Source organism: Kitasatospora sp. NPDC059803 (assembly GCF_042732255.1).
Taxonomy (GTDB): Bacteria; Actinomycetota; Actinomycetes; order Streptomycetales; family Streptomycetaceae; genus Kitasatospora.
In genome coordinates this window covers 16,289-39,896 of the sequence record NZ_JBHWIJ010000047.1, presented here as the reverse complement: position 1 = coordinate 39,896, position 23,608 = coordinate 16,289, and the positions used below count along the sequence as shown (strand labels likewise).

Below are 23,608 nucleotides of genomic sequence, written 5' to 3'. Positions count from 1 at the left end.
CTGTTTCCCCACCCGCACGAGGCGGGCGGAGCCCTCAGCAGATCCGCGGGAGTTGCTCCCCCATCGGCAGGTCGATGACGCGGGTGCCGCCGAAGGGGGTGCGGCAGACGACCATGCCGGGGTGGTCCGCCACGCACTCGCCGATCACTGCCGAGCGCGCGCCCAGCGGGTGCGCCCGCATCGCGGCGAGGACGGCGTCGGCGTGCTCGCGCGGGACGAAGGCGACCAGCTTGCCCTCGTTGGCGACGTAGAACGGGTCGAGACCGAGGATGGCACAGGCGTTGGCGACCTGCGCGGGCACGGGGACGGCGCGCTCGTTCACCACGACACCCACCCGGGCGGCCGGCGGGGAGGCCGCCCGCGCCCCCCCGCCGCCCCCCACCGCTCCCGGGGCCGGTGGCGGGGGCGGCCCCCGGCAGGTCTGCGGGTGGTGGGTGGTGGCGGGAGGTCAGTGGGTGGTGGCGGCGGGTTCCAGATGCAGCCAGGACTCGTGCCACAGCAGGGCGCAGCGGCGGTCGCAGCCGGTGGCGAGCGGTTCGCCGCCGCAGCGCAGGCCGTTGAGGATGAACCAGCGGCCCTTGGTGGGGTGCTGCCACCAGGCGAGGGACCGGTGGCGCAGTTCGGTGGCGCTGTGGCGGGTGTCGGCGTGGAGCTCCATGCCCGGCTGGAAGGGGACGCCGTCCAGCCGTCCGTCGGGGTCGAGGGTGGCGCGGATCTCCGGGAGGCTGCGCACGGTCGCCCAGAGGGCGGCGGGCCGGGCGGCGGGGACCGGCGCGGGGGCGGGCTCCAGCCATTCGTCGCGGAACAGCAGGGCGCAGTCCAGCCCGCAGCCCTGGGCCCCGTCGGCGCCGTGGCAGGTGGCGCCGGCCAGGGCGACGGTGCCGGACAGGCGCCGCACCCGGTAGTGGTCGTCGATCATGCGGCGCACGATGCGTTCGACCTGGTAGACGCCGCCGCAGAACGACCACTGGCTGCGGGTGAACCACAGGCCGCGATGGCGGTCCTTGGCGTCGAGGGTGGCGCGCACCGTGGCCTCGTCCTTCACCCGGACCCAGTCCCCCTCGGTGAAGCGGGAGGGCCGGCCGGGCGTCGGGACGGCGTCGCGGCGCTCACGCAGGCCTTCGCGGACGATCCGCGCGCGGCGCACGACACCGAGCGGGGGAAGGTCGCGCAGGGGGAGGCTCTTGTACTGGCACCGGTTCGCAGCGGTTCCACAACGCAGCTCCGTGGTACGGGTGAACCATGATTCCTCGACGGCCATCAGTGAAATCCCATCGGGTCGGAGATATCGGCACAGGCTAGCGCACCGTGACTTTTCCGCGCTGGCCTGCAGGACCCTGTCGACACCATGTCGAGAGAAATAGCACTAGACGCATTAAGAGCCTTCTAGAGTGAAAGATCGGCGTCGCCGAGGAATCCCCGTTCATGCTCGTGTAATGTTTCCCTCGTTGCCGCGGTGGAGTGGCTGAGTGGCGAGGCGACGGCTTGCAGGGCCGTTTAGATGGGTTCGATTCCTATCTCCACCTTTTCTTTTCGGTGATTTCGCCCGTATTCCTGGCCTGGGAATTGTCCGGGTTCGCGCCCTGATTCATGCTGAGGGTGCACTCGTCTTCTTCTGCGGCGTGCCAGCTGCCGGGCGCTGGTTGCCGGGCATGTCGGTACCGTCCCCTAGGCTCTCGGCGACTCGAGAGACAGAGAAGGGGACTGCCGTGGAAGACCCGACGGGCATCACAGCGCTGGCCGAGATCCTCCCTGCGGATCCCGGCGCCGACGAGCAGATCGACTGGGCGGCGGCCGAGGCGCGGTGGGGCACGCGGCTTCCGCGGGACTACAAGGCCTTCATGTCGGTGTACGGGGGCGGTTCCTTCAACGAGGTCTGCGTTCTGATGCCGCTCCCCAAGGAGTACATCCAGTGGGACCCTGGCACCTTCGAGGGGGAGACGGAGAACGCCCGCTACACCTGGGAGATGCTGGACGGCCAGGAAGGCCTCGACATCGACCCGGACCACATCCTCGCCTGGGGGGTCACCTCGGGCCCGGACATCCTGTGCTGGCTGACCACCGACCCGGATCCCGACAAGTGGCCCGTCCTGGTCTGCGGCCGCCACACCCCCGACGACTTCACCCTGTTCCCGTGCGGCATGGTCGAGTTCCTCCGCAAGCTGCTCCTCGACGAGTTCGACCCCTACCCGCTCAGCATCGACCTGCGCGGCGTCTCACCGCGTTATGTGCACTGGTTCGAGCAGCAGCGCCGGTGGAAGGCCGGCCTCGACCCCGTCAGCGACGAGTTGCGGACGACGACCTTCTGAAACGGTGGCAGTGGGCAGTGGGCAGTGGGCAGTGGGCAGTGGGCAGTGGGCAGCGGGCAGTTCGCGGGCTCCGGAGCGGCCACCGCGCCGAGGATCCGTAGGTGCGACCTTCTGGTGGCCGCCGTAGAACCGGCCCTCGATGCCGAACCTGCCGGCGTCGGCGGCTTCCTGGTTCGGCGGCGGGTCAGTCCTCGGCCGGGACCTCGACGGCTGCGCGGATGTCCCGGGCGCGGTCGGCCAGTTCCTGTGGGGAGCTCTCGCCGGTGCTGTCGACGACGATGCCGACCGTGCTGCCGTCCGCCCACACACAGGTGGTCTCGGACGCGGACGGGTAGGTGAGCACCGCACACTCGAACGCGCCGCCGAGGGGGCCTGTCGGGTAGTCCTGCCGTTCCGTCACCGTGTCGTTGAACACGTCCGAGGCCGCCAGCCGTCCGAAGTACTTGTTCAGTTCCCGCTGGGGCTCCGCGAAGCTCCCGGTCAGTCCGACCAGCAGCAGCGTGGTCTTGGACGATCCGGTCGTGCCGTAACCGCCCACCGTCAGCTCCCGGTACGGGCTCAGCGCCCTGATCCGCTGCTGGTAGCTGGAGCGTGCCGTCTGGACCGAACCGTCGTCCGGCAGATGGACCTGGTCCCCGATCCGGTCCTGCAGCGCGATCCGGTGCCGCGGCGGGGCGCTGGCGCCTGTCACGGCGGCCACCACCAGTGCGGTCAGGAGGCCCACGGCCAGCGCCGCCGCCACTACGGCCTTGAGGGACAGCCTGCGGTACCAGGGCAGCGGGGCCACCGGCTCCAGGGTGTTCGCCCAGATGGCCTGGAGGCCCTGGGGCTTCTTGGCGGGCCGGTCGGTCGTCTGGTCGGTGGTCTGGCTGGGTTTCTGGTCGGTCACGTCGTCTCGTTCGTGGGGTTCGTGGAGTCGGTGGAGCAGGGGAGGCCGGTTCGGGTGGTGCGGGGGTGGTCAGGTCCTGGGGGCCGGGTGGAGCCAGTGTGGTCCTGTGGTCCAGCCCAGGAGGCGGCGGCCGGCGTCCGCGTCCGCGGCGCCGCCGCGGGCGGCCTGGCGCAGGCCGGCCAGGGCGGGGGCGAGACGGGCCGCGACGTGGGCGGGGTGGCGGGCGGCCTCCCCGCGCAGTCCGGCGATGACCCGGGCCTGCGCGGCGGGCTCGCACATGGAGAGGTGGAACACCAGCTGGCGCCACGCGTACGCCGCGTCCTTGATGGTGGACAGCGGCCGCGGGTTGTCGTGGATCCGGGCCGTCGCGTGGCACACGGTGGTGAAGCTGCGCCAGGCCAGGTCGTCCCAGCCCGGCTCGGGGCTGATGCCGACCCGGGTGACCAGGGTGGCCAGGTTGTGCGTGGTGAGGATCTGGGCCTGCTCGATGATCTTCCCGTTGGACGCGACCGACCATCCTCCGGACACCTCGGCGCGCTGCGCGCACAGCTCGGTGAACCCGGGGGAGGAGCGGGGGCGTCGGCCGCGCGCTGGGGCCTTGCCTGCCTTGCCTGCCTTGCCCGCCTTGTTCGCCTTGCCCGCCTTGTATGCCTCGCCCGCCTCGGCGGTTGCGAGGTCGTGGACGGCCGCGTAGTCGATGGCGTAGTAGCGCTCGTACAGCGTGCCGCTGAGCAGTTCCGCGGCGGCCCGGGCCGCCGCCAGGTACTTCGGGGTGAAGGTGCCCGTGAAGATGTCCGCCGCCAGTTCCTCCACGAACGGTGCGTCGAGCTTGGCCTGCCGGGCGAGCACGCCGAGTTCGCGCACCAGCGGGTTCGGCAGGAGCGTGCCGGGGAACGCCTGCACGGCCAGTTCGCCGAGCTGGTGCAGCGCGGTACGCGCGGGTGCGCGGCCGTCCTCGCCGACGCGATGTCCGGCCACCGCCCGTACCCAGGGCAGTTCGTCGACCCGCACCTGCCCGGTGAGGTCGCTCAGGAGCAGCGAGCGGCGGTTGCGGAACGCCCGGTAGTTCGCCGCCATCAGGGTGCGCAGCGTCTCGTCCGGGTAGGACTGGGAAGTGGTCACGGCGACGAGCTGCGGGACCAGTTCGGCCAGGACCTCGGCCGAGGGCACCATGCCGCGTTCCACGAGCGTGTCGAGCGGGGCGCTGAGCGCGGCCTCGACCACCTGCCGGATCGCTGCGGGCACCGGGGTGCCTGCGGGGAGGCGGGTGTTGCCTGTGTGCGCTTCGTGCGCCGAGACGTCGGCGACCAGCGGGGCCACGTCGGCCACGCCCGTCTCCTGGTGCAGCCCGGAGAGGCGGCGCAGCACCAGCTGGGCGAGGTCGTGGTGCGACGGCTGGGCCGCCTGTACGGCCTGGCGGGTGCGCAGTTCGGTGTGCCGGTCGGAGCCCGGCCGGCCGCGCCGGCGCACCATGGATGCCACCGCGTGCCGCAGCAGTCCGAGGCGGCGCGCGTCCAGCGGCCGGCCGGCGGCGGTCTCCGCCAGGGCGCCGCGCAGGATGCCGAGGTTCTCCTTCGGATCGCGGTGCTTGGTGCAGCGGGTGTGGGCCGCGGCGAGTTCCTCGTAGCGGCGGAGCAGCATCTCGCCGCGCTCCAGCCAGGCGCTGTCGGGCGTACGCTCCAGCACCCGGCCGGCCTCGGCGGTCTCCAGCCAGTGGGCCAGCAGTTGGTCGCCGAACGGCTGCCAGACGGTGAGCGCCTCGCGTTGAGCTTCCACGGCGGCGTTCGGCCGCCGGCCCGTGAGGGTCGTGACGGCGTCGCCGACCGTGCGCCGGTGCACCGCCTCGGAGTCCGGCGCGGGCAGCGCGGACGGCCGGGGGGTGAAGCGCAGCCGGTCGGCGAACGGCTCCAGGACGTCGACGAGTTCCAGCGCGCCGGCCGCGTCCCCGGCCCGCACGAGCCACGCCACCGTCAGCAGCGCCGCCTCCTCCGGCACGGCGGCCTCGTAGCGGCCGCTGTCGAGCAGGTCGTACAGCCGGGACAGGCCGGGCTCGGTGAGGCAGTACGCGAAGAGCGCCCCGCGCTCGGCCGCCACCCCGGCCAGGGCCGCAGCCTCGCGCTCGTACGGCTGGAGCGGGCCCTCGGCGCTCGCGGCGGACGTGGCGAAGCCGCCCCGTACGACCTCGGGCGTCACCCAGGCGGGCAGTCCGGCCACCGGGGTGCGCGAGCCGATGGTCAGCCGGCCGTCGGCGATGCCGGCGAGCACGGCGCGCCAGCGGGCGACCCGGGCCTCGGCGCTGCGCCGGGTCTCGGTGCTGCGCCGGGTCTCGGCGTTGGTGTGGGAGTCGGCGTTGGTGTGGGAGTCGGCCGGTGAGGTCAGGAACGCCTGGGCCAGGGCCAGTTGGCGCTGCGGGTAGTGCGCGGATGTCCCGGCCCCGGCGGGGCGCTGCTGGTCAGCGTTGTCGTCCATAGCCGACGTGGCAGGTTCCGCCCCTGCGCCCTCCGGGTCCAGAGCCCGGCGCTCTGCTGCTGAGCTACACGTCGATGGGCGCGAGACTATGCGTCCGGTCGGCGGCCGTGCAACGTACTTTCGCTGCCTCCGCCGGGCTCGCGGCGTAGCCTGGCACTTCGGGTGCCTGATGGGGGGAGCCGCCGTGTCGATCGAGTTCGTTCGCCGCCTGGACGGTCTGGTGTACCACTTCCGCGCGGACGGCGTGTTCAACGGCAGGCCGTCGTACAAGCGGGTGGACCTGGACGTGTGGTGCCGGTGGCTGCCGGAGCGGGGCTGGTGCACCGTCGGCGCCGACGGGGTCGCCAACTCCGGGCCGCTGGCGGGGCGGACGGACGACCGGGAGCTGCTCCCTCCGCTCGGCCCTTGGCGCAGTTGGAAGGCCGGCAAGTCGTATCTCTACGATCTGCGCCGCGTCGACGATCCGGGCGGTAGCGGTACTGCTGGTGCTGATGGCACTGATGGGGCTACTGGCGGTACCGGCGTTACTGCTTGACAGGGTGCGTAATACTGTAACGCGCATCCCAGCAGCTCGGAGCACCACATGCACCCCTTCCTCGACCACCCCGGGCCGCTCGCCTTCGCGCACCGGGGCGGTGACCTCGGCCACCCCGAGAACTCGCTCGCCGCCTTCGCGGCCGCCGTCGCCCTCGGGTACTGCTACCTCGAAACGGACGTGCACGCCACCCGCGACGGCGTACTGGTGGCCTTTCACGACACCCGCCTCGACCGGGTCACCGACCGTACCGGGGCGGTGGCCGAACTGCCCTGGGACACCGTCAGGCAGGCCCGGATCGGCGGCACCGAGCCCGTGCCGCTGCTGGAGGACCTGCTCGACGCGTTCCCCGGGGCCCGCTTCAACGTCGACGTCAAGGCGGCGGCCGCCGTCGGGCCGCTGGTCGAGACGATCCGCCGGACCGGCGCCTGGGACCGGGTCTGCGTCGGCGGCTTCTCCGACAGCCGCCTCGCCGCCGTCCGCGCCGCCGCGGGCCCCCGGCTGGCCACCTCGCTCGGCCCGCGCGAGGTGGCCCGGCTGCGGCTGCGTTCGCTGGCCGGGCCGCTGCTGCGGGGGCGCGGGGAGCGGGAGCGGTCCGGGACGCGGTCCGGGACGCGGTTCGGGGCGCCGTTCGCCGGGGTGTGCGCGCAGGTGCCGGAGCGGCACCGGGGCGTCCGGGTCGTCGACCGGGCCTTCGTACGCGCCGCCCACCGCCTCGGCCTCCAGGTTCACGTCTGGACTGTGGACGATCCCACACGGATCAGGGCTCTCCTCGGCCTCGGTGTGGATGGCATCATGGCCGATCGCATAGACGTCCTGCGGGACGTCCTCGGCGAGCGCGGCTGCTGGAGCGACGGCAGCACCGGCTCCAGCACGGTGATGGGAGCCCCATGACGAGCACCACGGACAACCTGCCGGACCGTCGGCCGGACGATCTTCCGGACGGCCCGCCGGAGCGCGCGGCCGCCGCCGACGACAGCGCCCTGCGCCGGATGCGGTTCGGCTGGTACATCAACGACTGGGCCAACGCCGCCTTCTCGGCCACCGTCCTGACGGTCTTCCTCGGGCCGTACCTGACCACCGTCGCCAAGAACGCCGCCGACGCGGCCGGCGACGTGCACCCGCTCGGACTGTCGGTGCGCGCCGGGTCGTTCTTCCCGTACACGGTCTCCTTCTCCGTGCTGCTCTCGGTCGCGGCGATGCTGCTGACCGGCACGGTCGCGGACCGCACCGGGCGGCACAAGGAACTGATGTGCGGCTTCGCCTACGTCGGCGCGGTCGCCACGATGGGGATGTTCCTCCTCGACGGCGACCGCTACCTGCTCGGCGGCGCACTGCTGGTGGTCGCCAACATCGCGTACGCGGTGTCGGTCGCGCTCTCCTACGCCTACCTCCCCGGCCTGGCCACCCCCGACGAGCGCGACGCGGTCTCCTCCAAAGGCTGGGCCTACGGCTACGCGGGCGGCGGACTGCTGCTGATCGCCAACCTGGCGCTGTTCCAGGGCCACGACGCGCTCGGCCTGTCCTCCGGCACCGCCGTGCGGATCTGCCTGGCCTCGGCCGGCCTGTGGTGGGCGCTGTTCACGATCGTCCCGATGCTGCGGCTGCCCTCCCGGGCGGGCGCGGCCCCCGACCGTATCGTCGCCGTGCCCGACCGACCCGCCGCCACGCCGGACCGGCCCGCCGCCGGCAGCCTGCGTGAACTCGCCCGCACCCTGCGCGGGATGCGCCAGTACCCGCTCACGCTGCTCTACCTGGGCGCCTTCCTCTGCTACAACGACGGCATTCAGACCGTCGTCTCCCAGGCCTCGCTCTACGGCAGCGAGGAACTCGGCATGGACCAGACCACGTTGGTCGCCGCCGTGCTCCTGGTCCAGATCGTGGCGATCGGCGGCGCGCTGCTCCTCGGCCGGATCGCCCGCCGCTACGGTGCCAAGCGGACCGTCCTCGGATCCCTGGTCGGCTGGGTGGCCACCCTCGCCCTCGGGTACCTGATGCCGGCCCACCAGCCCGTCTGGTTCTTCGCCCTGGCCTGCATGATCGGCTTGGTGCTCGGCGGCAGCCAGGCGCTCTCGCGCTCGCTGTTCTCCCACCTCATCCCGGCGGGCCGGGAAGCCGAGTACTTCAGCGTCTACAAGGTCAGTGACCGCGGCACCAGTTGGATGGGCCCGCTGGTCTTCGGCCTCGCCTACCAGATCACCGGCAGCTACCGTTCGGCGATCATCTCGCTGCTGGTCTTCTTCCTCATCGGCTTCGTCCTCCTGCTGAAGGTCCCCGTCCGCCGCGCCATCGAGGCGGTCGGCAACCCCGTCCCCGAACGGCTCTGACGCCCCGGCCGGGGGTGCCTACGGTCGGCTGCCGCTTTTGCCGCCCGCGTCGCCGTCGAGGGCTTACGAGCCGGGGAAGAGCCGGCCGAGGTGGTAGTGCAGGACCGCCACCGCGTCGTCCGCCGTCCGCTGGCCGAGGAGGACGCTCAGGCCCAGGCCGGCGGAGACCGCCAGGAGGACGACGGCCTCCTGGCGGGCGTCCATGCGCGGATCGGTGTCCCCGGCCTGCCGGGCGGCGGTCAACTGGCCGACCAGGAAGTCCTCCATCTCGTTGGGCGCCGAGAGGAACGACTGGCCGGCGAGCGCGGGGTCGGTGATGGAGAGCACCGCGTACTCGGTGTAGACGAGGTGGAAGGTCCGGCTCTCCTCGTCCGTCGGCACGGACTCCAGCAGGACCGCCTCGACGATGTCGCGCGGTGACGCCGCGGGCCCGGCCGCCCCGGCGCGGTCGCGGATCCGTTCCTGGACTCGCTCCTGGACCCGTGCCTGGACCCGCCCTTGGATCCGTTCGCCCATCCGTGCGGCCAGGCGGGTGAGCGCCGCGAGCAGCAGCTGCTCCTTGGTGTCGAAGTAGTACTGCACGAGCCGCACCGAGACGCCCGCCTCGATCGCGACGGACCGCATGGTGACGGCGTGCAGCCCGGTGTCCGCCGCCGTGCGCAGCAGGGCGTCGATGATGTGGGCCCGCCGCTCCTCGTGATCCACCAGCTTCGGCATCGGGTTCCCTCCAAACGTTTTTATGGTACAAACATACCATCAAGTGCTGCTGTTTCATGCATTCCGAGCACCGGGAGGGACCATGACCAGGACCAGCGTTGGACACTTCGTCAGCGAGAAAGCCCGAACGAAGTTCCTTGAGGCCTACGACCGTGCGATGGAGCTGTGGCCCGGCCCCCGTCGGGAACTCGATGTCGAAACCAGCTACGGCACCGTCCACGTCCACCACTACGGACCCGACGGACCCGACGGATCCGAAACCGGCGAACCGATCGTGCTGCTGCACGGCCATGCCGGACACCCGTCCAACTGGTACCCGCAGATCGCCGCCCTGGGCGAACACCACCCCGTCTACGCGATCGACACGCTCGACGACCCCGGCCGCAGCGTCCAACGCGCCGTCGCGGCCGGCTCCGAGGAGAACGCGGCCTGGCTCGGCGAGGTCTTCGCCGGCCTCGGACTCGACCGCATCCACCTGGTCGGCCTCTCCTACGGCGGCTGGCTGACCCTCAACCAGGCCATCCACGCACCCGAACGCCTCGCGTCGATCGCACCGATGGACCCCGGCGGCATCGAGAAGGTCCCCGCCCGGTTCTACGCCCACATGATCGGCGGCCTGTTCGGCATGCTCGCCCCGCGGCCGCTGCGCCCCGCGCTCGGACGCCTGCTCGCCAACCCCGCACTCAGCTCGCCGCCCGAGATGATCGCCCCCCTGATGCTCGGCATGCGCAGCTACAAGCCGAACACCCGCCCCGCCGCCAGGCCGTTCACCGACGAGGAACTGAGCTCCATCCGCCTGCCCACCCTCGTCCTGCTGGGCAAGCGCAGCGCCCTGCTCCGCCCGCGCCACGTCCTCCAGCGGGTCACCGCGCTGATCCCGGGAGTCCGGGCCGAGATCGTGCAACGAGCCGGCCACGGCCTCAACCTGGAACGCCCCGACCTGGTCAACGAACACCTGCTGCAGTTCATCACCTCAACCCGGCAGGAGACCCGGAGCTGACGGTCGGCCCCCGCCGCCGGGTTGGTGGGTGACGGCGGGCCGTCGTAGGTGAGGAAGATCCCGCGGGTCCTCTCGTGGGAGCGTGGCAGGGCGCGCCCACGCGGACATGATCAAGCTTCCGGTCTGGCATCGTGAGCAGGATCTCGAACTGGTCGAGCAGTACGTTCGCGCGGCCATCAAGATCAGCGACCATCACGAGGAGCTGCTGTGACCACCGCCTTCCCCTCCCCCTCTCCCTCCCCGTCTCCTGAGTTCGCGGCCCGGCTCGCGGCCGACGCCGAATCCGCAGGCATCACCGGCTTCGTCGCCGCCGCCGTGATCAACCACGGCGGTCGGGTCCTGCTCGTGCGTCGCAACCCCGGCGACTACCTGGGCGGCCTGTGGGAGATTCCCTCCGGGACGGTCGAGGAGGGGGAGGGGATTCTGGGCGCCCTGCACCGCGAGACCAGCGAGGAGACTGGTCTGGCGATCTGTCAGGTCATCGGCTACGTCGGACACTTCGACTACCGGAACAGCCGCGGTGGCACCACCCGTCAGTTCAACTTCGCCGTCACCGTGGAGAAGGCCGAGCCCGTCGTCCTCACCGAGCACGATGCCCACCAGTGGGCCCTCCCGGGCGAGTTGCCCGAGGTGAGTGACGCCGTGCGCGAGTTGCTCACCCGCTGACACGTGCCGCGGAGGTCGCGGAAGGGCTGCCCTCGTCGGGGACGGCCCTTCTGCTTGCCTCACGTGCCTGAACAGCGTGTTCGCCGACTCGCCATCCCCGAAACGCGGTGTCGCGTTTGCGCCAGCGTCGGTGTCCCGCTCGCGAGAGAGTCGGCGACGGTTCGTGTTCCTGATCGCGGACCTGCTCGTCTGGCACTTCGCGAAAGGCACAGCGCATGCACGTCGTCCCCGGGCTCAAGGTCCTGTACTTCGGACTCCAGTCGGCGACCGTCTGAACTGCTCTTTTGTTCGTCCTCCTACCAGAGGGTGGCCGGCCCCGAGAGGACCCAGCCGGCGTCGGTGGGCTTGACCCAGAAGCTCAACGACACCTCGATGATCCGTGCGCGGTAGGTGATCTCGACGTAGAAACCGGTGCCTTCGTGGCCCCAGTGGAAGTCCGCGAGATCGAGTTCGCGGAGCCAGGACAAGTCCTGCTCCCACTCGTCGGCAGCAGGGCTGCCGCTTGTCTCGTCCTTGTCCTCATCGGCGTCCTCGTCGGCGTTCGCCTCGACCGAGCCGGCCCATAGTGACTTGAGCACATGCCGGACCGAGGTGTGATCGACGAGTTCCACGGCCTCGGGGATCCGCTCGGTTCGGAGCAGACTGAAGTAGCGACAGACGACTGCTTCGACGTCGGCTTTGGCAGGGCGCTCCGTCCAGATCTTCACCGTGGGATCTTAAGGGAGCGTCGGACGGATCTCGCCCTCAGCACGGGATGTCGGCCGGTCCGACTTCCCGTGCTGCGAAAGCCCCATGTGCTGCCTGCGCTCCTCCGCGTCGCTTCAGCGCGCCGGCCCGATCCCCTCCGGGAGGGCGGCCACCACGAGGGCGACGGCTTCCTCCGGCGTCTCGGTGCGCGCGAGCAGCTCGCCGTCGTTCCATACCCCGTACAGCCCCTCGTCGTACGGGCAGATGACGTACCCGATCCGGGCCTTCCTCCTCCAGAACTCCTCGACACTGGTGGAGAACCAGAGGTTGAAGTGGCTGTTGACCGGCATCAGCTGCCGGAGCACCGGCTGGGCGTACGCCGCCGCCAGCAGCGCGTGGGCACGCGGGTGCCGGTCGTATGGCGGGTTGTGGACGCGGTCGAGCTTGACGAGCCACGTCAACTCGACGGCACCGAACGGCTCCCGCTCGTGGGCGAGGGCCCAGGGCCTGAAGCGGATGAACGGGGCGCGCGCCCGGGTCTCCTCAAGCCCCGCGCCGCCCGTCCACGCCGCCGTCGCCCTGACCACTTCGGCCAGGTCCGAGGTCCACCCACAGGCCAGGGGCGCACGGTAGCCCTGGAGTCTCACCCGGAAGGTCCGCTGCCCCTCGTCGGGCGGACACACCACCACGCGCCGGCCGCTCCCCGCGTCGACGTACTCCGCGAGTCGACCCCACCGCCCGTCCAACTCGGGCAGGGCGAGCCCGAGTTCCTCGGCGGTACGCCCCAGCGCAGCCTGGAGGGTCCCGTCATCGTCCCAGCCACCCTCGCCAAGCCCCGCCTCGAAGTTCATCACCCCAGTCTGCCCACATCACTGCCGCCTGGTGGCCGTTTCTTGCCGATAACCACTGCCATGGCCTCGGCGATGACGGGCGCCTTCGTGGTAGGTGGGCTACCGACCGCGGCGGTTGTCCTCCCAGTCGTCGAACCAGCGGAGCCAGATGGGCGTGCCGACACCGCGGTGCCACTGGTTGCGAGCGGCTTCCTCCAGCTCCGGGGTCGTCAGACCCTCCTCGTGTTCCAGCCAGTCGATGTACCACTCACCGAAGCTGGCCGGTCGTCCCGCATCCGTCAGCAGCGGGCTGAGGCGATCGCAGGTCGGCCGCCCGTCGAACCACATGCTGCCGCGGTCCGAACCGCTGATGATGAGCAGGGTGCTGAAGTTGTGGCCATGGCCCGCCAGAAACACACCGCCCGTGACCCGGTCCCGCTCCGCCGCCTCCACGGCCTCGTTCCGAGCGTCCCGGGCGGCCGCGAAGTCGGCAGGGTCGGCATAATCCTCTTCCCACACGCACTTCTCCCACACCTCGTCACTCGCCGCCAGTGCGGTGTCGTGATCGGGGAACGGCACGTGCAGCCGCTCCAGTTGGGTGTCCGCGTCCCCTGCCCAGTGCCACCCGTGGGGTCCCTGCCGCAACTCCCTGGGCCACCGTCCGCCCGCACTCACCCGCAGCAGGAACTCCCGGTAGTCCGCCGGAAACGTGATCCCGAACTGCCGCTCCGCCTCCACCACCTGGATTTCCGCCAGCGGCGCAGCCAGCTCAGCCCCCGCCCCGCTGCACCCCTGCTCCTCGCGCACCGCGAGTACCCGCCCCCGGACGTCGTCCCAGTCAATGCTCCGCATGATCGGCCAGGATATGACCTTGGTGATTTATGGCCATGGCAGCAGGGGTGTATGTGTGAGTCGGGACGTGGAGGTGGGGTGTGACCAAGGACGAGGGTGTGGTCCTGCTGAAGGACCTGGCGGACTGAATCGGAGGCGGTGTGGGCTGCCGACCCCCCTGGTGAAGGGGGCCGACAGCCCGTGTCGGGTGGCCTGGCTCTACTGGCCGAGGGCTCGGGTCGCGTCCTGGGCGGCGAGGGCGAGGGCCTTGTCGAGGGCTTCGGTGTTACGTCCGCCGGCGTTGGCGATGGGGCCCTTGCCGCCGGCTCCGCCGCCGACGGCGCGGGCGGCCGCGGTGAGGAGTCGGCCGGCCTGAGTGCCGGTGGCGTGGAGGCCGCGGGTGATGGCGGCGGCGAGGAGGGCCTTGCTGTTGTGTTCGGTGCTGAGGATGACGATGGCGTGCCCGCTGCCGAGGAGGTCGGCGGTGTTGGTGGCGAGGGTGCGGAGTTCGTCCGGGCCGAGGCCGGTCACCTTCTCGGTGACGATCCGGCCGCCTGGGACGGTTCGGGCGGAGGCGGCGAGTTGCTGGGCGCGGGTGTGGAGCTCGGTTTCGCGGAGGCCGCCGAGTTCCTGTTGGGCGGTGGTGAGGGCGTCGAGGCGCTTGCGGAGGGCGTCGGGGGCGTCGTGTGGGCGGGTGCCGAGGAGGGTGGAGAGTTCTTCGAGGAGGCGGCGTTTGGTGTCGTGGTAGGTGAGGGCGTCGCGGCCGGTGAGGGCTGCGATGCGGCGCAGGTTGGAGCCGACGGAGGCTTCGCCGAGGATACGGACGGGGCCGGCGTTCGATCCGTGGGGGACGTGGGTGCCGCCGCAGAGTTCGCGGGAGAAGTCGCCGATGTCGACGATGCGGACGTGGTCGCCGTACTTCTCGCCGAACAGGGCGGTGGCGCCGGCGGCCTCGGCTTCGGAGCGGGTGGCGTGCCAGATGCGGACTTCGGGGTCGTCGAGGAGGTGGTCGTTGACGAGGGCCTGGATGGTGGCGAGCTGGGTGGGGTCGACGGCGGAGAAGTGGGCGAAGTCGAAGCGCAGGCGGCCGGCGTCGACGAGGGAGCCGTGCTGGCGGGCGTGGTCGCCGAGGGTGCGGCGGAGCATGGCGTGCAGGACGTGGGTGGCGGAGTGGGAGCGGGCGACGGCGTCCCGGCGCGGGCCGTCGACGAGGGCTTCGGCCTGCTCGCCGGTGCGGATCTCGCCTTCGCGGATGCGGACGGTGTGGATGTGGAAGCCCTCCAGGCCGAGCCTGGTGTCCAGGACGTCGAGGAGCGCACCGTCGGTGGTGCGGATGGTGCCGGTGTCGCCGACCTGGCCGCCGGACTCGGCGTAGAACGGGCTGCGGTCCAGGACCAGTTCGAGCGTGCTGCCCTGGTCGGCGCCGGGTACGACGGTGCCGTCGGCGATGAGGCCGAGGACGGTGGCCTCGGTGTCGAGGCGGTCGTAGCCGGTGAAGTCGGTGCGGCCGTGGCGGGAGGACAGTTCGCGGTAGGCGTCCTGGCGGCGCAGGGCCTCGGCGGTCTTGGCCTTGCCACCGGCCTTGGCGCGCTTTTGCTGTTCGGCGAGTAGGGTGGTGAAGCGGTCCTCGTCGACGGTCAGTCCGGCGTCGCGGGCGGCCTCGATGGTGAGCTCGACGGGGAAGCCGTAGGTGTCGTGCAGTTCGAAGGCGGTTTCGCCGGCGAGGGTGGTGGAGTGGGCCTCGCGGCCGCGGGTGACGGCGGCGTTGAGCAGTCGGGTGCCCTGGGTGAGGGTGCGGGTGGAGGACTCCTCCTCGGCGGTGACGACCTGCTCGATGAGGCTTGCCTGGTGGGTGAGTTCGGGCCAGACGTCGCCGAGGTTGGCGATGACGCTGGTGGTGGCGGGGGCGAGGACGGGGTGGTCGATGCCGAGCAGGCGGGCGTGGCGGATCGCACGGCGCATGAGGCGGCGCAGGACGTAGCCGCGGCCGTCCTTGGCGGGCAGGACGCCGTCCGCGATCAGGTAGGCGATCGAGCGGGCGTGCTCGGTGACGACCTGGAACGAGACCTTCTCCTCGCCGTTCCCGGAGCCGCGGCTGGAGCTGCTGCCCGGGTAGTCGCAGCCGGCGAGTTCCTGGACGGTGGTGAGGGTGGGCAGCAGCAGGTCGGTGCCGCAGACGTTCTCGACGCCCTGGAGGATCGCGGCGAGGCGGTCGAGGCCGAGGCCGGTGTCGATGCTCTGCCGGGCGAGGTCGCCGAGGATCGGGAAGGTGCCGTTGTCGTCGTCCGCGCCGCGCATGGACTGCATGAAGACGAGGTTCCAGATCTCGACGTACCGTTCGCCGTCGACGGCCGGTCCGCCCTCGCGCCCGAAGGCCGGTCCCCGGTCGTAGTTGAGCTCGGAGGAGGGGCCGCAGGGGCCGGGGACGCCCATGTCCCAGAAGTTGTCCGCGCCGAGGCGCTGGATGCGCTCGGCGGGCACGCCGATCCTGCGCCAGAGCTGTTCGGCCTCGTCGTCGTCCTGGTGGACGGTGATCCAGAGCCGGTCCTTCTCCAAGTTGTAGCCCTGGGTGAGGAGTTCCCAGGCGTAGGCGATGGCGTCGGCCTTGAAGTAGTCGCCGAAGGAGAAGTTGCCCATCATCTCGAAGAACGTGGCGTGCCGGTTGGTGCGGCCGACGTTGTCGATGTCGGAGGTGCGGGCGCACTTCTGGATGGTAGTGGCGCGCGGGTACTCCGGCGTGACCTCGCCCAGGAAGTAGGGCTTGAACTGGTTCATGCCGGCGTTGGCCAGCAGCAGCGTCGGGTCGGAGGGGATGAGCGGACTGGACGGGACGTGGCGATGGCCGCGCGAGGTGAAGAAGTCCAGGAAGGTGGAACGGATCTGCGTCGAGCGCATGGCGGTAGGGCCCTCACGGAAGAGTCGCGGAGAGGTGGGGGGGTGATCACACGCCGAGCCGGGCCGAGAACGAGGACTGAGTGGTTCTCAGTTCTCCAGCTCGGCGCAGATAGCTCGCGCCCCCACGGTGTAGACCATGACTCCGGTTCCGGTATCCGTCGCTCTGAGGTGGCGCAGCCGACAACGGACGCAACGGCGCGCTGCGACTGCGCCTCCAACGGTAACGGCTCCGGGGCGCGTTCGCTCGGAGTTGTCCTTCAGAGCAAAACCGAGAGCACGGAACGGCGATGGCCCGGGCCGCTGAGCGGGCCGGGCCATCGGTCGAAGCGGAGGGTGTGAGATTCGAACTCGTGAGGGGGTGCTCCCGGCACGCTTTCCAATTCTCCCGAACTCCGGCCGCCGGGGTCTGTACCCGTTCTGACCTGCGGCGGATCGAACCGTCGGGCGCCGACCGAACCCGGTCGGATGGGGGCGAACGAGACCAGAACTGAGACCAGAGTCATTACTCAGGCCGCGTTGACTGCACCCTTACCGGTGCAGCGCCAGCACACTGCTCAGGGTGCCCGCGACAGATCCCATCAGGATGAGCAGCCGACGAGGACAGCGCTGCATGGTTAGCCGCGTGCCGCCGATGCGGATATCGAGGAACGGGCGGGACGGGCGAGGGAGAGCCATAAGAACCTCCGAGGTGCGACTGGTTCGGTAGGGTCCAATCACATTCGGTAGGGGCATGAGTGCGTCAGGTCGCAACCGCGCCTTGCGTCACACGGCCGCACATTGCTTGGCTCGCAACCTAGAAGGGGGCACCGGAGGATGACGCACCAGCTTCCGACACGGCGTGGTCTCGCAGAACTCGACGAGCGGCTGTCCGAGCCGGAGCGGCGCTGCGCCCAGCGATTGAGGGATCTGCGTGACCGGACCGGCCTCAGCTCCGAGGAGCTGGCCCACAGGCTGCGTGTGGACAAGACCCGGCTCTCGAAGTTCTTGAACGGCCGTGAGGTCCCGCGTCGAGAGCTTGCGGCACGGCTCCACCAGGTGGTCGCCGAACAAGAGGGCGGTGAGGTCTCGCCTGAGGAAGTCGCCCGGACCCGGAAACTGATGTACGACGCGGTCCGGACCCGGAACCCGCTGCAGGCGCGCGAGTTCGAACTCGCTGACGCGAGGGAGGAGATCGAGCATCAGCGCCTCCGTACCAACCAGCAGCTCGATGTACTCCGCGAGGAGCTTGTGGCAGAACGTCGCAAACGTCAGGCAGTGGAGGATTCCCTCGCGGATCTCAGCGTCCACGCCCGGGACGAAGTACGGGCGCTCACTGAGCAGCGCGATGCTGCTGAGCGCCGTGTTGTGGAGGTCGAGGAAGAGATTCGGAAAGCCGAGGCGCTCCTGCGGTTGCAGGAGCGCGATGTCCGCGCCATGGCGGATCTGTCAAACGCTACCGACGCCGAACTCCTCCTGTGGGATCAGGCAGAGGCAGTCGGCGTGGACGAGCTCTATCAGGTGCTCGTCGACTGGCGTGACTATGACCAGGACGAGCAAGCGGATCAGTTGATGGAGCGGCTCGCGACGAGTAGTGACATCACCTTGCTCTTTGGGCTCTATGAGATGTTCCTCGGCAAGGGGCGCAAGCTCGACGGGCAGCGGATCCTGGCCGCGACGGCTCGATCGCACGACCCAGTCGCCGTTTTCTACTTCACCAGGACCCTGGAACCATCCAAGGGCGAGGAACAGCCGCTCACCGAGTTCCGTGTCACCAGGGCCCAAGCGCCCGTGAGCCTGGTGCATCTGTTGAACCCATCCCCTGCCATGCAATGGGTCCGCGATGTGGTTCCCGCGTTCGTTCTGCATGCTCCGAAGGAGTCACTCCTGCGATTCCACCGTGCCTGCGGCGAGAATGGCGCCGCCGACTTGGGGGAGAGGCTTCGTGAGCATGTCCTGAGAGACTGCCCCGAAGGGTGGAATTCAGGCGATCGCCGTGAGACCGAGCTCTACCAGCTTGCTCGGATAGAGGAGGAGAGGCGTGAGCGTGAGCGCAAGTATCGGCGTAGCTGGCTCGCGCGATTGTTGGAGCGATGATGGTGGCTGGCGCCGCTCTGGACGTTCATGTCCAGTGTTGTGGATGTTGGGTTACTCGCAGGTCGAGGCGGGCTCGGCGAGAGCGGTGCGGAGCAACTTGGCGAGCGAGCACGCTGAAGGCCGCTGCTCGGGGTCGTGGGCGAGGCTGGCCCGTAGGGCTGCCTCGAAGGCAGGGAACGACCAGGGCCGATTCGCGGCGAGGTCGTGTTGGCGGGCGGCGGCTGTATTAGCGAGCAGGCCGGGGTGGCGAGCACTTGGCCTTCGCGGCCGGCCCTCAGGCCGTCGGTGATCTTCAGGACGGTGTTGCTGACCTTGAAGAGGGTGGTACCGCGCTGTTCGTGCAGGAGCTTCGGGTCGCCGTCCAGGCCGAGCTCGGTGATCAGGGGGTGCACGGAAGTCCTTCCGGGATGGCCGCTGTCCGGGCTGTGTCCTGGTGGCCAGCCTGCCGGACTTCGAAGCCTATTGCGAGTGATGGGCGGGGCCCTTGGTAGTGGAGCGCCTGCTCCGGTTGGACATCAAGTTGCCCTAGGGTGTGGGGAGTTCCCGGTGGCGGTTCGCTGCTGGGACTTCGTGCTTCCTGGGGCGGAGTGGATCATGCGGTACGTGCGGTTGCTGCGGCGTGGACCCGTGCTTCTGCTGTGGGGAGCGCAGACGGCGTCGGTGTTCGGTGACCGGCTGTACGCGATGGCCGTGATGTGGATGGCGTGGGAGCACGCGGGTGCCGGGGCGATGGGGTTGATGGCCGTCGCCGAGTCGTTGCCGTACATCGTGCTGGGGACGGTGGGGCGCCGGATGATGGACCGGTTCGCGTCGTTGCGGGCGCTGGCGGTGGTGGACGCGGTGCGGCTGGTTCTGGTGGCCGCGCTGCCGTGGGCGTGGGCCGAGTTCGGCACGGTGGGGCTGATCGCCTCGGCCGCGCTGCTGGGGGTCGGCGGGGCGCTGTTCGATCCGAACCTCGGCGCGATGGTGCCGGACCTGGTGAGGCCGGGTGAGGTCCAGGCCGTCAGCGGGTTGATGGACCTGACCGGTCGGATTGCCCGGATCGCCGGTCCCGGGGCGGCAGGGCTGCTGCTGGCGGTGATGCCGCTGGCCGGGCTGTTCTGGGTGGACGCGGCGACGTTCGCGGTCTCGGCGCTCGCCCTGGTGCTGCTGGCCGCCCGCGTCCGACCGGCTCCTGCCGTCCCGCAGACCGGGCCGCGGGCGGTGGGGGTTCGGTCGGGTGCCTGGTCGCTGGTGCGGACTCATCCGGATACCGGGGTGGTGCTGGCGGTGCACGGGATCGGGATCTTCGCCGGGGCGGTGTCGCTGGCGATGCCCGCGCTGCTGGCCGCCCGGCTCGGCGCCGGGGCCTCCGCGTACGCGGCGGTGCTGGCCTGCACAGGCGCCGGGGCCCTGGCCGGGAATCTGGTGGCCGGGAACGTGCGGCTGCCGGCGCCGCTGACGGCGGTGTACTGCGGGGTGTGGGCGGTGTCGGGGCTGGTGCTGGCGGCCACCGGGTTGGCCGGGTCGCTGCCGGTGCTGCTGGCGCTGTCCGTGCTTTCCGGGGCGGTGTCGCCGTTCTTGCAGATCGCGTTGTCGACGCACTTCGCGCTGTTCCCTCCGGCCGCTCGCAGGCGGCTGCTGACGGTGGACCTGACCGTGATCCGCACCTGCGGGACGGTCTCGATGCTGTTCGTCCCCGGGCTTGCCGCCAGCGGTCCGAGGGCCGCGTTCCTGGTGGGCGGTCTGGCGGTGGTGGTGGTCGGTGTGGCGGGTGCCGTGCTGGTGCTGGGCCTGGCACGGGGGCGTCGGCCGGTGCCGGAGGTCGAGCCGGTGCCGGAGCTGGCGGCCCGCGACTGAGTCCAGGCGTGGGCCGGGCCCTGCGGTGCGGGGCCCGGCCGGTGTGCTGGTGGTGCTCGGGTCAGCTGGTGATCAGCTGCCAGTGGGTGACGGTGATGTCCTCCAGCGGGATGCCGAGGTCCTTGTAGATCCGCTGGTGCATGGCGCCGAACCAGGCGTCGCGCCGGTCGTCGAAGAACGCCCGGTCGTACCAGGCGACGCCGAGGAGGACGGTGCCGCCGCCGTTGGGGTTGCCCGGTTCGACCTCGAAGTAGGTGCACTGCCAGTCCCAGAGCATGAGCTCCTCGGGGCGGTTGCGCAGGCGCTCGTCGGACTCGCGCAGGGACTGGATGCACCGCTCGGCGGTGGCCGCGTCGGGGCAGTAGTAGGTGCAGTCGGACTTGGCGATCGGGGTCTTGTCGGCACGGCGGGCCGCGTCGACGTCCTCCCCGGTCAGGACGCGGACCCTGGTCACCAGGTCATCGCGGGTGGCGATCTCTTCGAGGATGGTCACGGCGTTGTGTTCCTCTCGGTGGGGTGTTGCTCCCTTGGGCGGTGGCTACCAGCCCGTCCCGGTGAGCGGGTCGGGGCTGGGGCTCTGGGGGTCGCGGCGGCGGATGCCGCCGGGGGCGGCGTAGCGGACGTTCAGGCCGACGCGGGCGCCGTTGCTGGTGTTGGTGCCGGAGCGGTGCAGCAGGCGGCTGTCCATGAGCAGGGCGGACCCGGCCGGCAGGGGCAGTGCGGTCGAGGTGTCGGCGGTGAAGCCGGTCGCCTGGTCGGCACGGCCGCGTTCGGCGCCGTGCTCGGCCTCGGAGGAGAACGGCAGGTAGCCGAAGTGGTGGGAGCCGGGTACCGCGTGCAGGCAGCCGTTGCTCACGGTGGCGTCGCTGATTGCCAGCCAGGCGGAGACCGAGCGGTCGGGGTCCAGTTCGAGGCGGGCATCGATGCCGTCCTGGTGCCAGGGGATCTCGAATGCGCGGCCGGGCCACTTCACCACGAGGAACGTGTTCTCCACCGCGATGTCCTGGCCGATGGCTTCCTGGACGGCGGCCAGCAGCTGCGGGGTTCGCACGGCGGCGCGGGCCCACTCGGTATTCAGGTGCGGGTTGCGGACGATCTCCCGCTGCTGGGAACGGTGTTCGGCGACGAGCTGGGCGGCGCGAGCGCGGGCGGCACCGGGGGTGGACCATTCGACGCCGGTTCGTAGTCCGCGGCGGCCGAGGACGCCGTTGGTCCTGGTCATGCTGGTCACTGGTTCTGATCCCTTCCTGACGGGGTTCCTGCCTAGCGGGCCGGAACGGCGGGGCGGGTGCTGCCGGGGCAGTGCGGGGCTCGTATCGGCGTCCGGCCACGGCGTTCGAGCGCGTTCAAGGCTGCCTGGACCGCTCGTCGCGGCCCGGCGAGGATCTGGCGCCTGGTCACCGGCTGCTCGGGCAGGGCCAACTCGGCCCAGACGCGTTTGCCCTGTTCGGTCCGCTCCGCGCCGTGCGCCAGGGCCAGGCATTCGACCAGTTCCAGGCCCCGGCCGCTCTCCGCGTCCGTGCCGGCGCGGCGGCGCCTGGGTAGCGCGGTCGAGCCGTCGTAGACCTCGACCAGGGCCCGCCGCAGCGGGACGCTCACGTAGACGGCGACGGTGAGCATCGGCCGGTCGGAGTGCCGGACGGCGTTGGTCACGAGCTCGGAGGTGACCGTGTCCAACGCGAGCCGGGTGTCCTCGTCGAGCAGGACGCCCCAGCTGGCGACGCGGCTCCTCACCTTGCGACGGGCGACGGGCACGGAGACCGGATCTCTGGTCAGGAAGAAGACATGGGAATGCACGACCACGGTGGGGCACCCTTCGGCACTGGCCTGGAGAGCGGTACCGGCCACCTGGGAATGGACGAGCAGGTGGGCGGTGCCGCCGATCGTGAAGCCGAAGCAGCCCTGGTCCGTGGGGCTCTCACTCGGCCTGACAATGAGTCAACAGGTGTGCGCTCGGCGTGAACACGGTAGAGACACCCCGGATGCTTGAAACCCTTGAAACCCGGCCCGGGGGCGGCGATGGCAGCGCGCGAACGGACACCCAACGGCAAGCTCGCCCCGCTGGTAGAGGAATGCCGGTGGGCGAGCAACGGCGAGTTCGCCCGAGCGGTCAACCGGGCCGGAACCGAGGCCGGTTACAAGCTGAGGTACGACGAGTCGGCCGTCTCGCACTGGCTCTCGGGCACCCGTCCCATGGCCAAGTACCAGAAAGTGGTCCTGGAGGCCCTGGCCCGCCGCCTGGGGCGGCCGGTCACCGCATTCGAGGCGGGCTTCGCCGATCGACCTGACGTTCAGGCCCAGTCCGGGGATACGGTGGCGGGACTGATCGACCTCGGGAGCATGGACATGGACCCATCGCGCAGGGGCGTACTCGGGGCGGGCCTGTACTCGGTCGCCCTCACCATTCCAGGCTGGCCGGACGTCATCGGGCGATTCGGGCGGCTGAAGGCCGATCCACACACCCGGATCGGCATGGCAGAGGTCGAGGCCGTGATCGCCATGACCGAACGGATCAGTGAGCTGGACGACCAGTTCGGCGGCCGGACCGCCCGCCCGATGGCCGCCGCGTTCATGGTCAACAACATCGCCCCACACCTCAAGGCCACCGCCGACGACGAGGTCCGCAAGGCGATGCTGTCCGCCGCCGCCGACCACCTCTACCTGACCGGCTACATGGCCGTGGACGAACGCCTCGACCTGCTCGGCCAGGCCTACTACACCAAAGCGCTGGAGCTCGCCCTCGCCGCCGGCGACCACCTCACCTACTGCACCACCCTGCGCGGAATGAGCGTCCAAGCGGTCGAACTCGGCCACGGAGCAACCGCGTTGCGGTACGCGAACGCCGCCGCTGCCGCATCACCCGAGGCCGGACCACGGATGCGTGCCTTCCTCGCCGGACAGCAGGCCCACGCCCTCGCCCAGACGCGCGACCGCGCCGGAGCGCTAGCCAAGCTCCACGAAGCCGAAGTCGCCATGGAGCAAGCCGAATCCAAGGCCAAGGCCCACGGCTCCTACGACCCGGCTTCCCTCTCATACCACGTCGCCCAGGTCAACTACGAGCTCGGCGACCGAGAAGGCGCAATCCGCGCACTCCAGCACTCCGAGAAGGTCCGACCCGCGGTGTACCGCCGGGCCCGCGTCCGTCACCGCGCGATGCTCGCCGAATGGCAGCTCGGAGCTGGTCGGCTGGAGGAAGCCGTCCAGAACTGGAACCTCGCCCTGGACGACTTCCCCCACGTCCAGTCCGGCCGAGCCGACGACCGCATCCGCACCATGCTGTCCGCGACCCTGCCACACCGGCGTAACCCTCACGTCCGCGAACTCCTGGAACGCGCCCGACCGATAGCGCCCTGCCAGGCCTGATCCCCGGAGACCTACGGTTGCTGGAGTGCCTCCTGCTCGTCGGAGTGGGTGCTTGGCTCCAGGGCCTGTCCGCGGCCCCTGGGCGAGGATGAGACCAGAACCGAGAGCACGGAACGGCGATGGCCCGGGCGGGAGTGGGGGGCGGGGCGTGGGAGTGCGGGGGGTGGGGTGGGTGGGG

General features: G+C 70.8%; 21 protein-coding genes, 2 tRNA genes and 1 pseudogene. 11 read left to right on the top strand and 13 right to left on the bottom strand.

Annotated elements, in window-relative coordinates; genetic code table 11:
- Nucleotides 1-34: 34 nt before the first annotated feature.
- A pseudogene (locus ACFV6I_RS10985) lies at nt 35-379 on the bottom strand (AIR synthase-related protein); the annotation flags it as partial.
- A 69-nt stretch (nt 380-448) separates the two neighbouring features.
- Nucleotides 449-1,261 carry a hypothetical protein gene (locus ACFV6I_RS10980; RefSeq protein WP_363376982.1) on the bottom strand — a complete coding sequence of 271 codons (813 nt, stop codon included), beginning with the start codon at nt 1,259-1,261 and terminating at the stop codon, nt 449-451.
- A 194-nt stretch (nt 1,262-1,455) separates the two neighbouring features.
- On the opposite strand from ACFV6I_RS10980, the gene ACFV6I_RS10975 reads away from it, so the two are divergent.
- Nucleotides 1,456-1,526, top strand: a tRNA-Cys gene (locus tag ACFV6I_RS10975).
- Nucleotides 1,527-1,709: 183 nt separating this feature from the next.
- Complete coding sequence (locus ACFV6I_RS10970) at nt 1,710-2,309, top strand: SMI1/KNR4 family protein (protein WP_380424521.1); 600 nt, start codon at nt 1,710-1,712, stop codon at nt 2,307-2,309.
- 184 nt (nt 2,310-2,493) lie between these two features.
- Here the strand turns inward: ACFV6I_RS10970 and ACFV6I_RS10965 are convergent, their stop codons facing one another.
- The 3 genes from ACFV6I_RS10965 to ACFV6I_RS10955 all read right to left on the bottom strand — a co-directional run bounded on the left by ACFV6I_RS10965 (nt 2,494) and on the right by ACFV6I_RS10955 (nt 5,741).
- Nucleotides 2,494-3,198: a hypothetical protein gene (locus ACFV6I_RS10965; protein WP_380424519.1), complete on the bottom strand. Its 705-nt coding sequence runs from the start codon at nt 3,196-3,198 to the stop codon at nt 2,494-2,496.
- 69 nt (nt 3,199-3,267) lie between these two features.
- The gene (locus ACFV6I_RS10960; protein WP_380424517.1) at nt 3,268-5,667 is read right to left on the bottom strand and encodes a hypothetical protein; all 2,400 of its coding nucleotides are present in this window, start codon (nt 5,665-5,667) and stop codon (nt 3,268-3,270) included.
- 2 nt (nt 5,668-5,669) lie between these two features.
- A tRNA-Gln gene (locus tag ACFV6I_RS10955) sits at nt 5,670-5,741 on the bottom strand.
- Nucleotides 5,742-5,851: 110 nt separating this feature from the next.
- Between ACFV6I_RS10955 and ACFV6I_RS10950 the strand changes: the two genes are divergently transcribed.
- From ACFV6I_RS10950 to ACFV6I_RS10940, 3 genes are all read left to right on the top strand, one after another.
- A complete protein-coding gene (locus ACFV6I_RS10950; RefSeq protein ID WP_380424515.1) occupies nt 5,852-6,202 on the top strand; it encodes a hypothetical protein in 351 nt (116 codons plus the stop codon).
- A gap of 48 nt (nt 6,203-6,250) precedes the next feature.
- Nucleotides 6,251-7,096, top strand: coding sequence for a glycerophosphodiester phosphodiesterase (locus ACFV6I_RS10945; protein WP_380424513.1), 846 nt, complete (start codon nt 6,251-6,253; stop codon nt 7,094-7,096).
- 98 nt (nt 7,097-7,194) lie between these two features.
- Nucleotides 7,195-8,529 (top strand): MFS transporter, encoded by a 1,335-nt coding sequence (locus ACFV6I_RS10940; RefSeq protein WP_380424524.1) that lies wholly within the window; start codon nt 7,195-7,197, stop codon nt 8,527-8,529.
- A 63-nt stretch (nt 8,530-8,592) separates the two neighbouring features.
- Here the strand turns inward: ACFV6I_RS10940 and ACFV6I_RS10935 are convergent, their stop codons facing one another.
- Nucleotides 8,593-9,246 carry a TetR/AcrR family transcriptional regulator gene (locus ACFV6I_RS10935; protein WP_380424511.1) on the bottom strand — a complete coding sequence of 218 codons (654 nt, stop codon included), beginning with the start codon at nt 9,244-9,246 and terminating at the stop codon, nt 8,593-8,595.
- An 82-nt stretch (nt 9,247-9,328) separates the two neighbouring features.
- Here ACFV6I_RS10935 and ACFV6I_RS10930 point away from each other — a divergent pair, with 82 nt between their 5' ends.
- From ACFV6I_RS10930 to ACFV6I_RS10920, 3 genes are all read left to right on the top strand, one after another.
- Entirely contained in the window at nt 9,329-10,246 is a 918-nt protein-coding gene (locus tag ACFV6I_RS10930; RefSeq protein ID WP_063352449.1) for an alpha/beta fold hydrolase, read from the top strand.
- Between the two features lie 82 nt (nt 10,247-10,328).
- Nucleotides 10,329-10,457 (top strand): hypothetical protein, encoded by a 129-nt coding sequence (locus ACFV6I_RS10925; RefSeq protein ID WP_380424509.1) that lies wholly within the window; start codon nt 10,329-10,331, stop codon nt 10,455-10,457.
- Nucleotides 10,454-10,912, top strand: coding sequence for an NUDIX domain-containing protein (locus tag ACFV6I_RS10920; RefSeq protein WP_380424507.1), 459 nt, complete (start codon nt 10,454-10,456; stop codon nt 10,910-10,912). The genes ACFV6I_RS10925 and ACFV6I_RS10920 overlap by 4 nt, the downstream gene beginning before the upstream one ends.
- A gap of 296 nt (nt 10,913-11,208) precedes the next feature.
- Here ACFV6I_RS10920 and ACFV6I_RS10915 read toward each other — a convergent pair whose 3' ends face one another.
- From ACFV6I_RS10915 to alaS, 4 genes are all read right to left on the bottom strand, one after another.
- Nucleotides 11,209-11,619, bottom strand: coding sequence for a hypothetical protein (locus ACFV6I_RS10915; protein ID WP_380424504.1), 411 nt, complete (start codon nt 11,617-11,619; stop codon nt 11,209-11,211).
- A 114-nt stretch (nt 11,620-11,733) separates the two neighbouring features.
- Nucleotides 11,734-12,450, bottom strand: coding sequence for a DUF6193 family natural product biosynthesis protein (locus ACFV6I_RS10910; RefSeq protein WP_380424502.1), 717 nt, complete (start codon nt 12,448-12,450; stop codon nt 11,734-11,736).
- A gap of 99 nt (nt 12,451-12,549) precedes the next feature.
- Nucleotides 12,550-13,281: an SMI1/KNR4 family protein gene (locus ACFV6I_RS10905; RefSeq protein WP_380424500.1), complete on the bottom strand. Its 732-nt coding sequence runs from the start codon at nt 13,279-13,281 to the stop codon at nt 12,550-12,552.
- Between the two features lie 198 nt (nt 13,282-13,479).
- A complete protein-coding gene (gene alaS, locus ACFV6I_RS10900; RefSeq protein WP_380424498.1) occupies nt 13,480-16,155 on the bottom strand; it encodes an alanine--tRNA ligase in 2,676 nt (891 codons plus the stop codon).
- Between the two features lie 813 nt (nt 16,156-16,968).
- Between alaS and ACFV6I_RS10895 the strand changes: the two genes are divergently transcribed.
- Nucleotides 16,969-18,228, top strand: coding sequence for a helix-turn-helix domain-containing protein (locus ACFV6I_RS10895; RefSeq protein ID WP_380424496.1), 1,260 nt, complete (start codon nt 16,969-16,971; stop codon nt 18,226-18,228).
- Nucleotides 18,229-18,774: 546 nt separating this feature from the next.
- Nucleotides 18,775-20,067 carry an MFS transporter gene (locus tag ACFV6I_RS10890; protein ID WP_380424493.1) on the top strand — a complete coding sequence of 431 codons (1,293 nt, stop codon included), beginning with the start codon at nt 18,775-18,777 and terminating at the stop codon, nt 20,065-20,067.
- A 61-nt stretch (nt 20,068-20,128) separates the two neighbouring features.
- On the opposite strand, the gene ACFV6I_RS10885 is transcribed toward ACFV6I_RS10890, so the two are convergent.
- Genes ACFV6I_RS10885 through ACFV6I_RS10875 form a run of 3 tightly spaced genes read right to left on the bottom strand, consistent with a single transcriptional unit; the run spans nt 20,129 to nt 21,870 of the window.
- Nucleotides 20,129-20,560, bottom strand: coding sequence for a hypothetical protein (locus tag ACFV6I_RS10885; protein ID WP_380424491.1), 432 nt, complete (start codon nt 20,558-20,560; stop codon nt 20,129-20,131).
- 45 nt (nt 20,561-20,605) lie between these two features.
- A complete protein-coding gene (locus ACFV6I_RS10880; protein WP_380424488.1) occupies nt 20,606-21,289 on the bottom strand; it encodes a phytanoyl-CoA dioxygenase family protein in 684 nt (227 codons plus the stop codon).
- A gap of 41 nt (nt 21,290-21,330) precedes the next feature.
- On the bottom strand, nt 21,331-21,870 hold the full coding sequence (locus tag ACFV6I_RS10875) for an ATP-binding protein (protein ID WP_380424485.1): 540 nt from the start codon (nt 21,868-21,870) through the stop codon (nt 21,331-21,333).
- 216 nt (nt 21,871-22,086) lie between these two features.
- On the opposite strand from ACFV6I_RS10875, the gene ACFV6I_RS10870 reads away from it, so the two are divergent.
- Nucleotides 22,087-23,430: a tetratricopeptide repeat protein gene (locus ACFV6I_RS10870; RefSeq protein ID WP_380424483.1), complete on the top strand. Its 1,344-nt coding sequence runs from the start codon at nt 22,087-22,089 to the stop codon at nt 23,428-23,430.
- Nucleotides 23,431-23,608 lie beyond the last annotated feature (178 nt).

What these genes read in the sequence shown, in the direction of transcription:
- ACFV6I_RS10980 (WP_363376982.1), bottom strand. Translation starts at nt 1,261, where the DNA reads ATGGCCGTCGAGGAATCATGGTTCACCCGTACCACGGAGCTGCGTTGT.
- ACFV6I_RS10960 (WP_380424517.1), bottom strand. Translation starts at nt 5,667, where the DNA reads ATGGACGACAACGCTGACCAGCAGCGCCCCGCCGGGGCCGGGACATCC.
- ACFV6I_RS10945 (WP_380424513.1), top strand. Translation starts at nt 6,251, where the DNA reads ATGCACCCCTTCCTCGACCACCCCGGGCCGCTCGCCTTCGCGCACCGG.
- ACFV6I_RS10940 (WP_380424524.1), top strand. Translation starts at nt 7,195, where the DNA reads ATGCGGTTCGGCTGGTACATCAACGACTGGGCCAACGCCGCCTTCTCG.
- ACFV6I_RS10935 (WP_380424511.1), bottom strand. Translation starts at nt 9,246, where the DNA reads ATGCCGAAGCTGGTGGATCACGAGGAGCGGCGGGCCCACATCATCGAC.
- ACFV6I_RS10930 (WP_063352449.1), top strand. Translation starts at nt 9,329, where the DNA reads ATGACCAGGACCAGCGTTGGACACTTCGTCAGCGAGAAAGCCCGAACG.
- ACFV6I_RS10910 (WP_380424502.1), bottom strand. Translation starts at nt 12,450, where the DNA reads ATGAACTTCGAGGCGGGGCTTGGCGAGGGTGGCTGGGACGATGACGGG.
- ACFV6I_RS10905 (WP_380424500.1), bottom strand. Translation starts at nt 13,281, where the DNA reads ATGCGGAGCATTGACTGGGACGACGTCCGGGGGCGGGTACTCGCGGTG.
- alaS (WP_380424498.1), bottom strand. Translation starts at nt 16,155, where the DNA reads ATGCGCTCGACGCAGATCCGTTCCACCTTCCTGGACTTCTTCACCTCG.
- ACFV6I_RS10895 (WP_380424496.1), top strand. Translation starts at nt 16,969, where the DNA reads ATGACGCACCAGCTTCCGACACGGCGTGGTCTCGCAGAACTCGACGAG.
- ACFV6I_RS10880 (WP_380424488.1), bottom strand. Translation starts at nt 21,289, where the DNA reads ATGACCAGGACCAACGGCGTCCTCGGCCGCCGCGGACTACGAACCGGC.
- ACFV6I_RS10870 (WP_380424483.1), top strand. Translation starts at nt 22,087, where the DNA reads ATGGCAGCGCGCGAACGGACACCCAACGGCAAGCTCGCCCCGCTGGTA.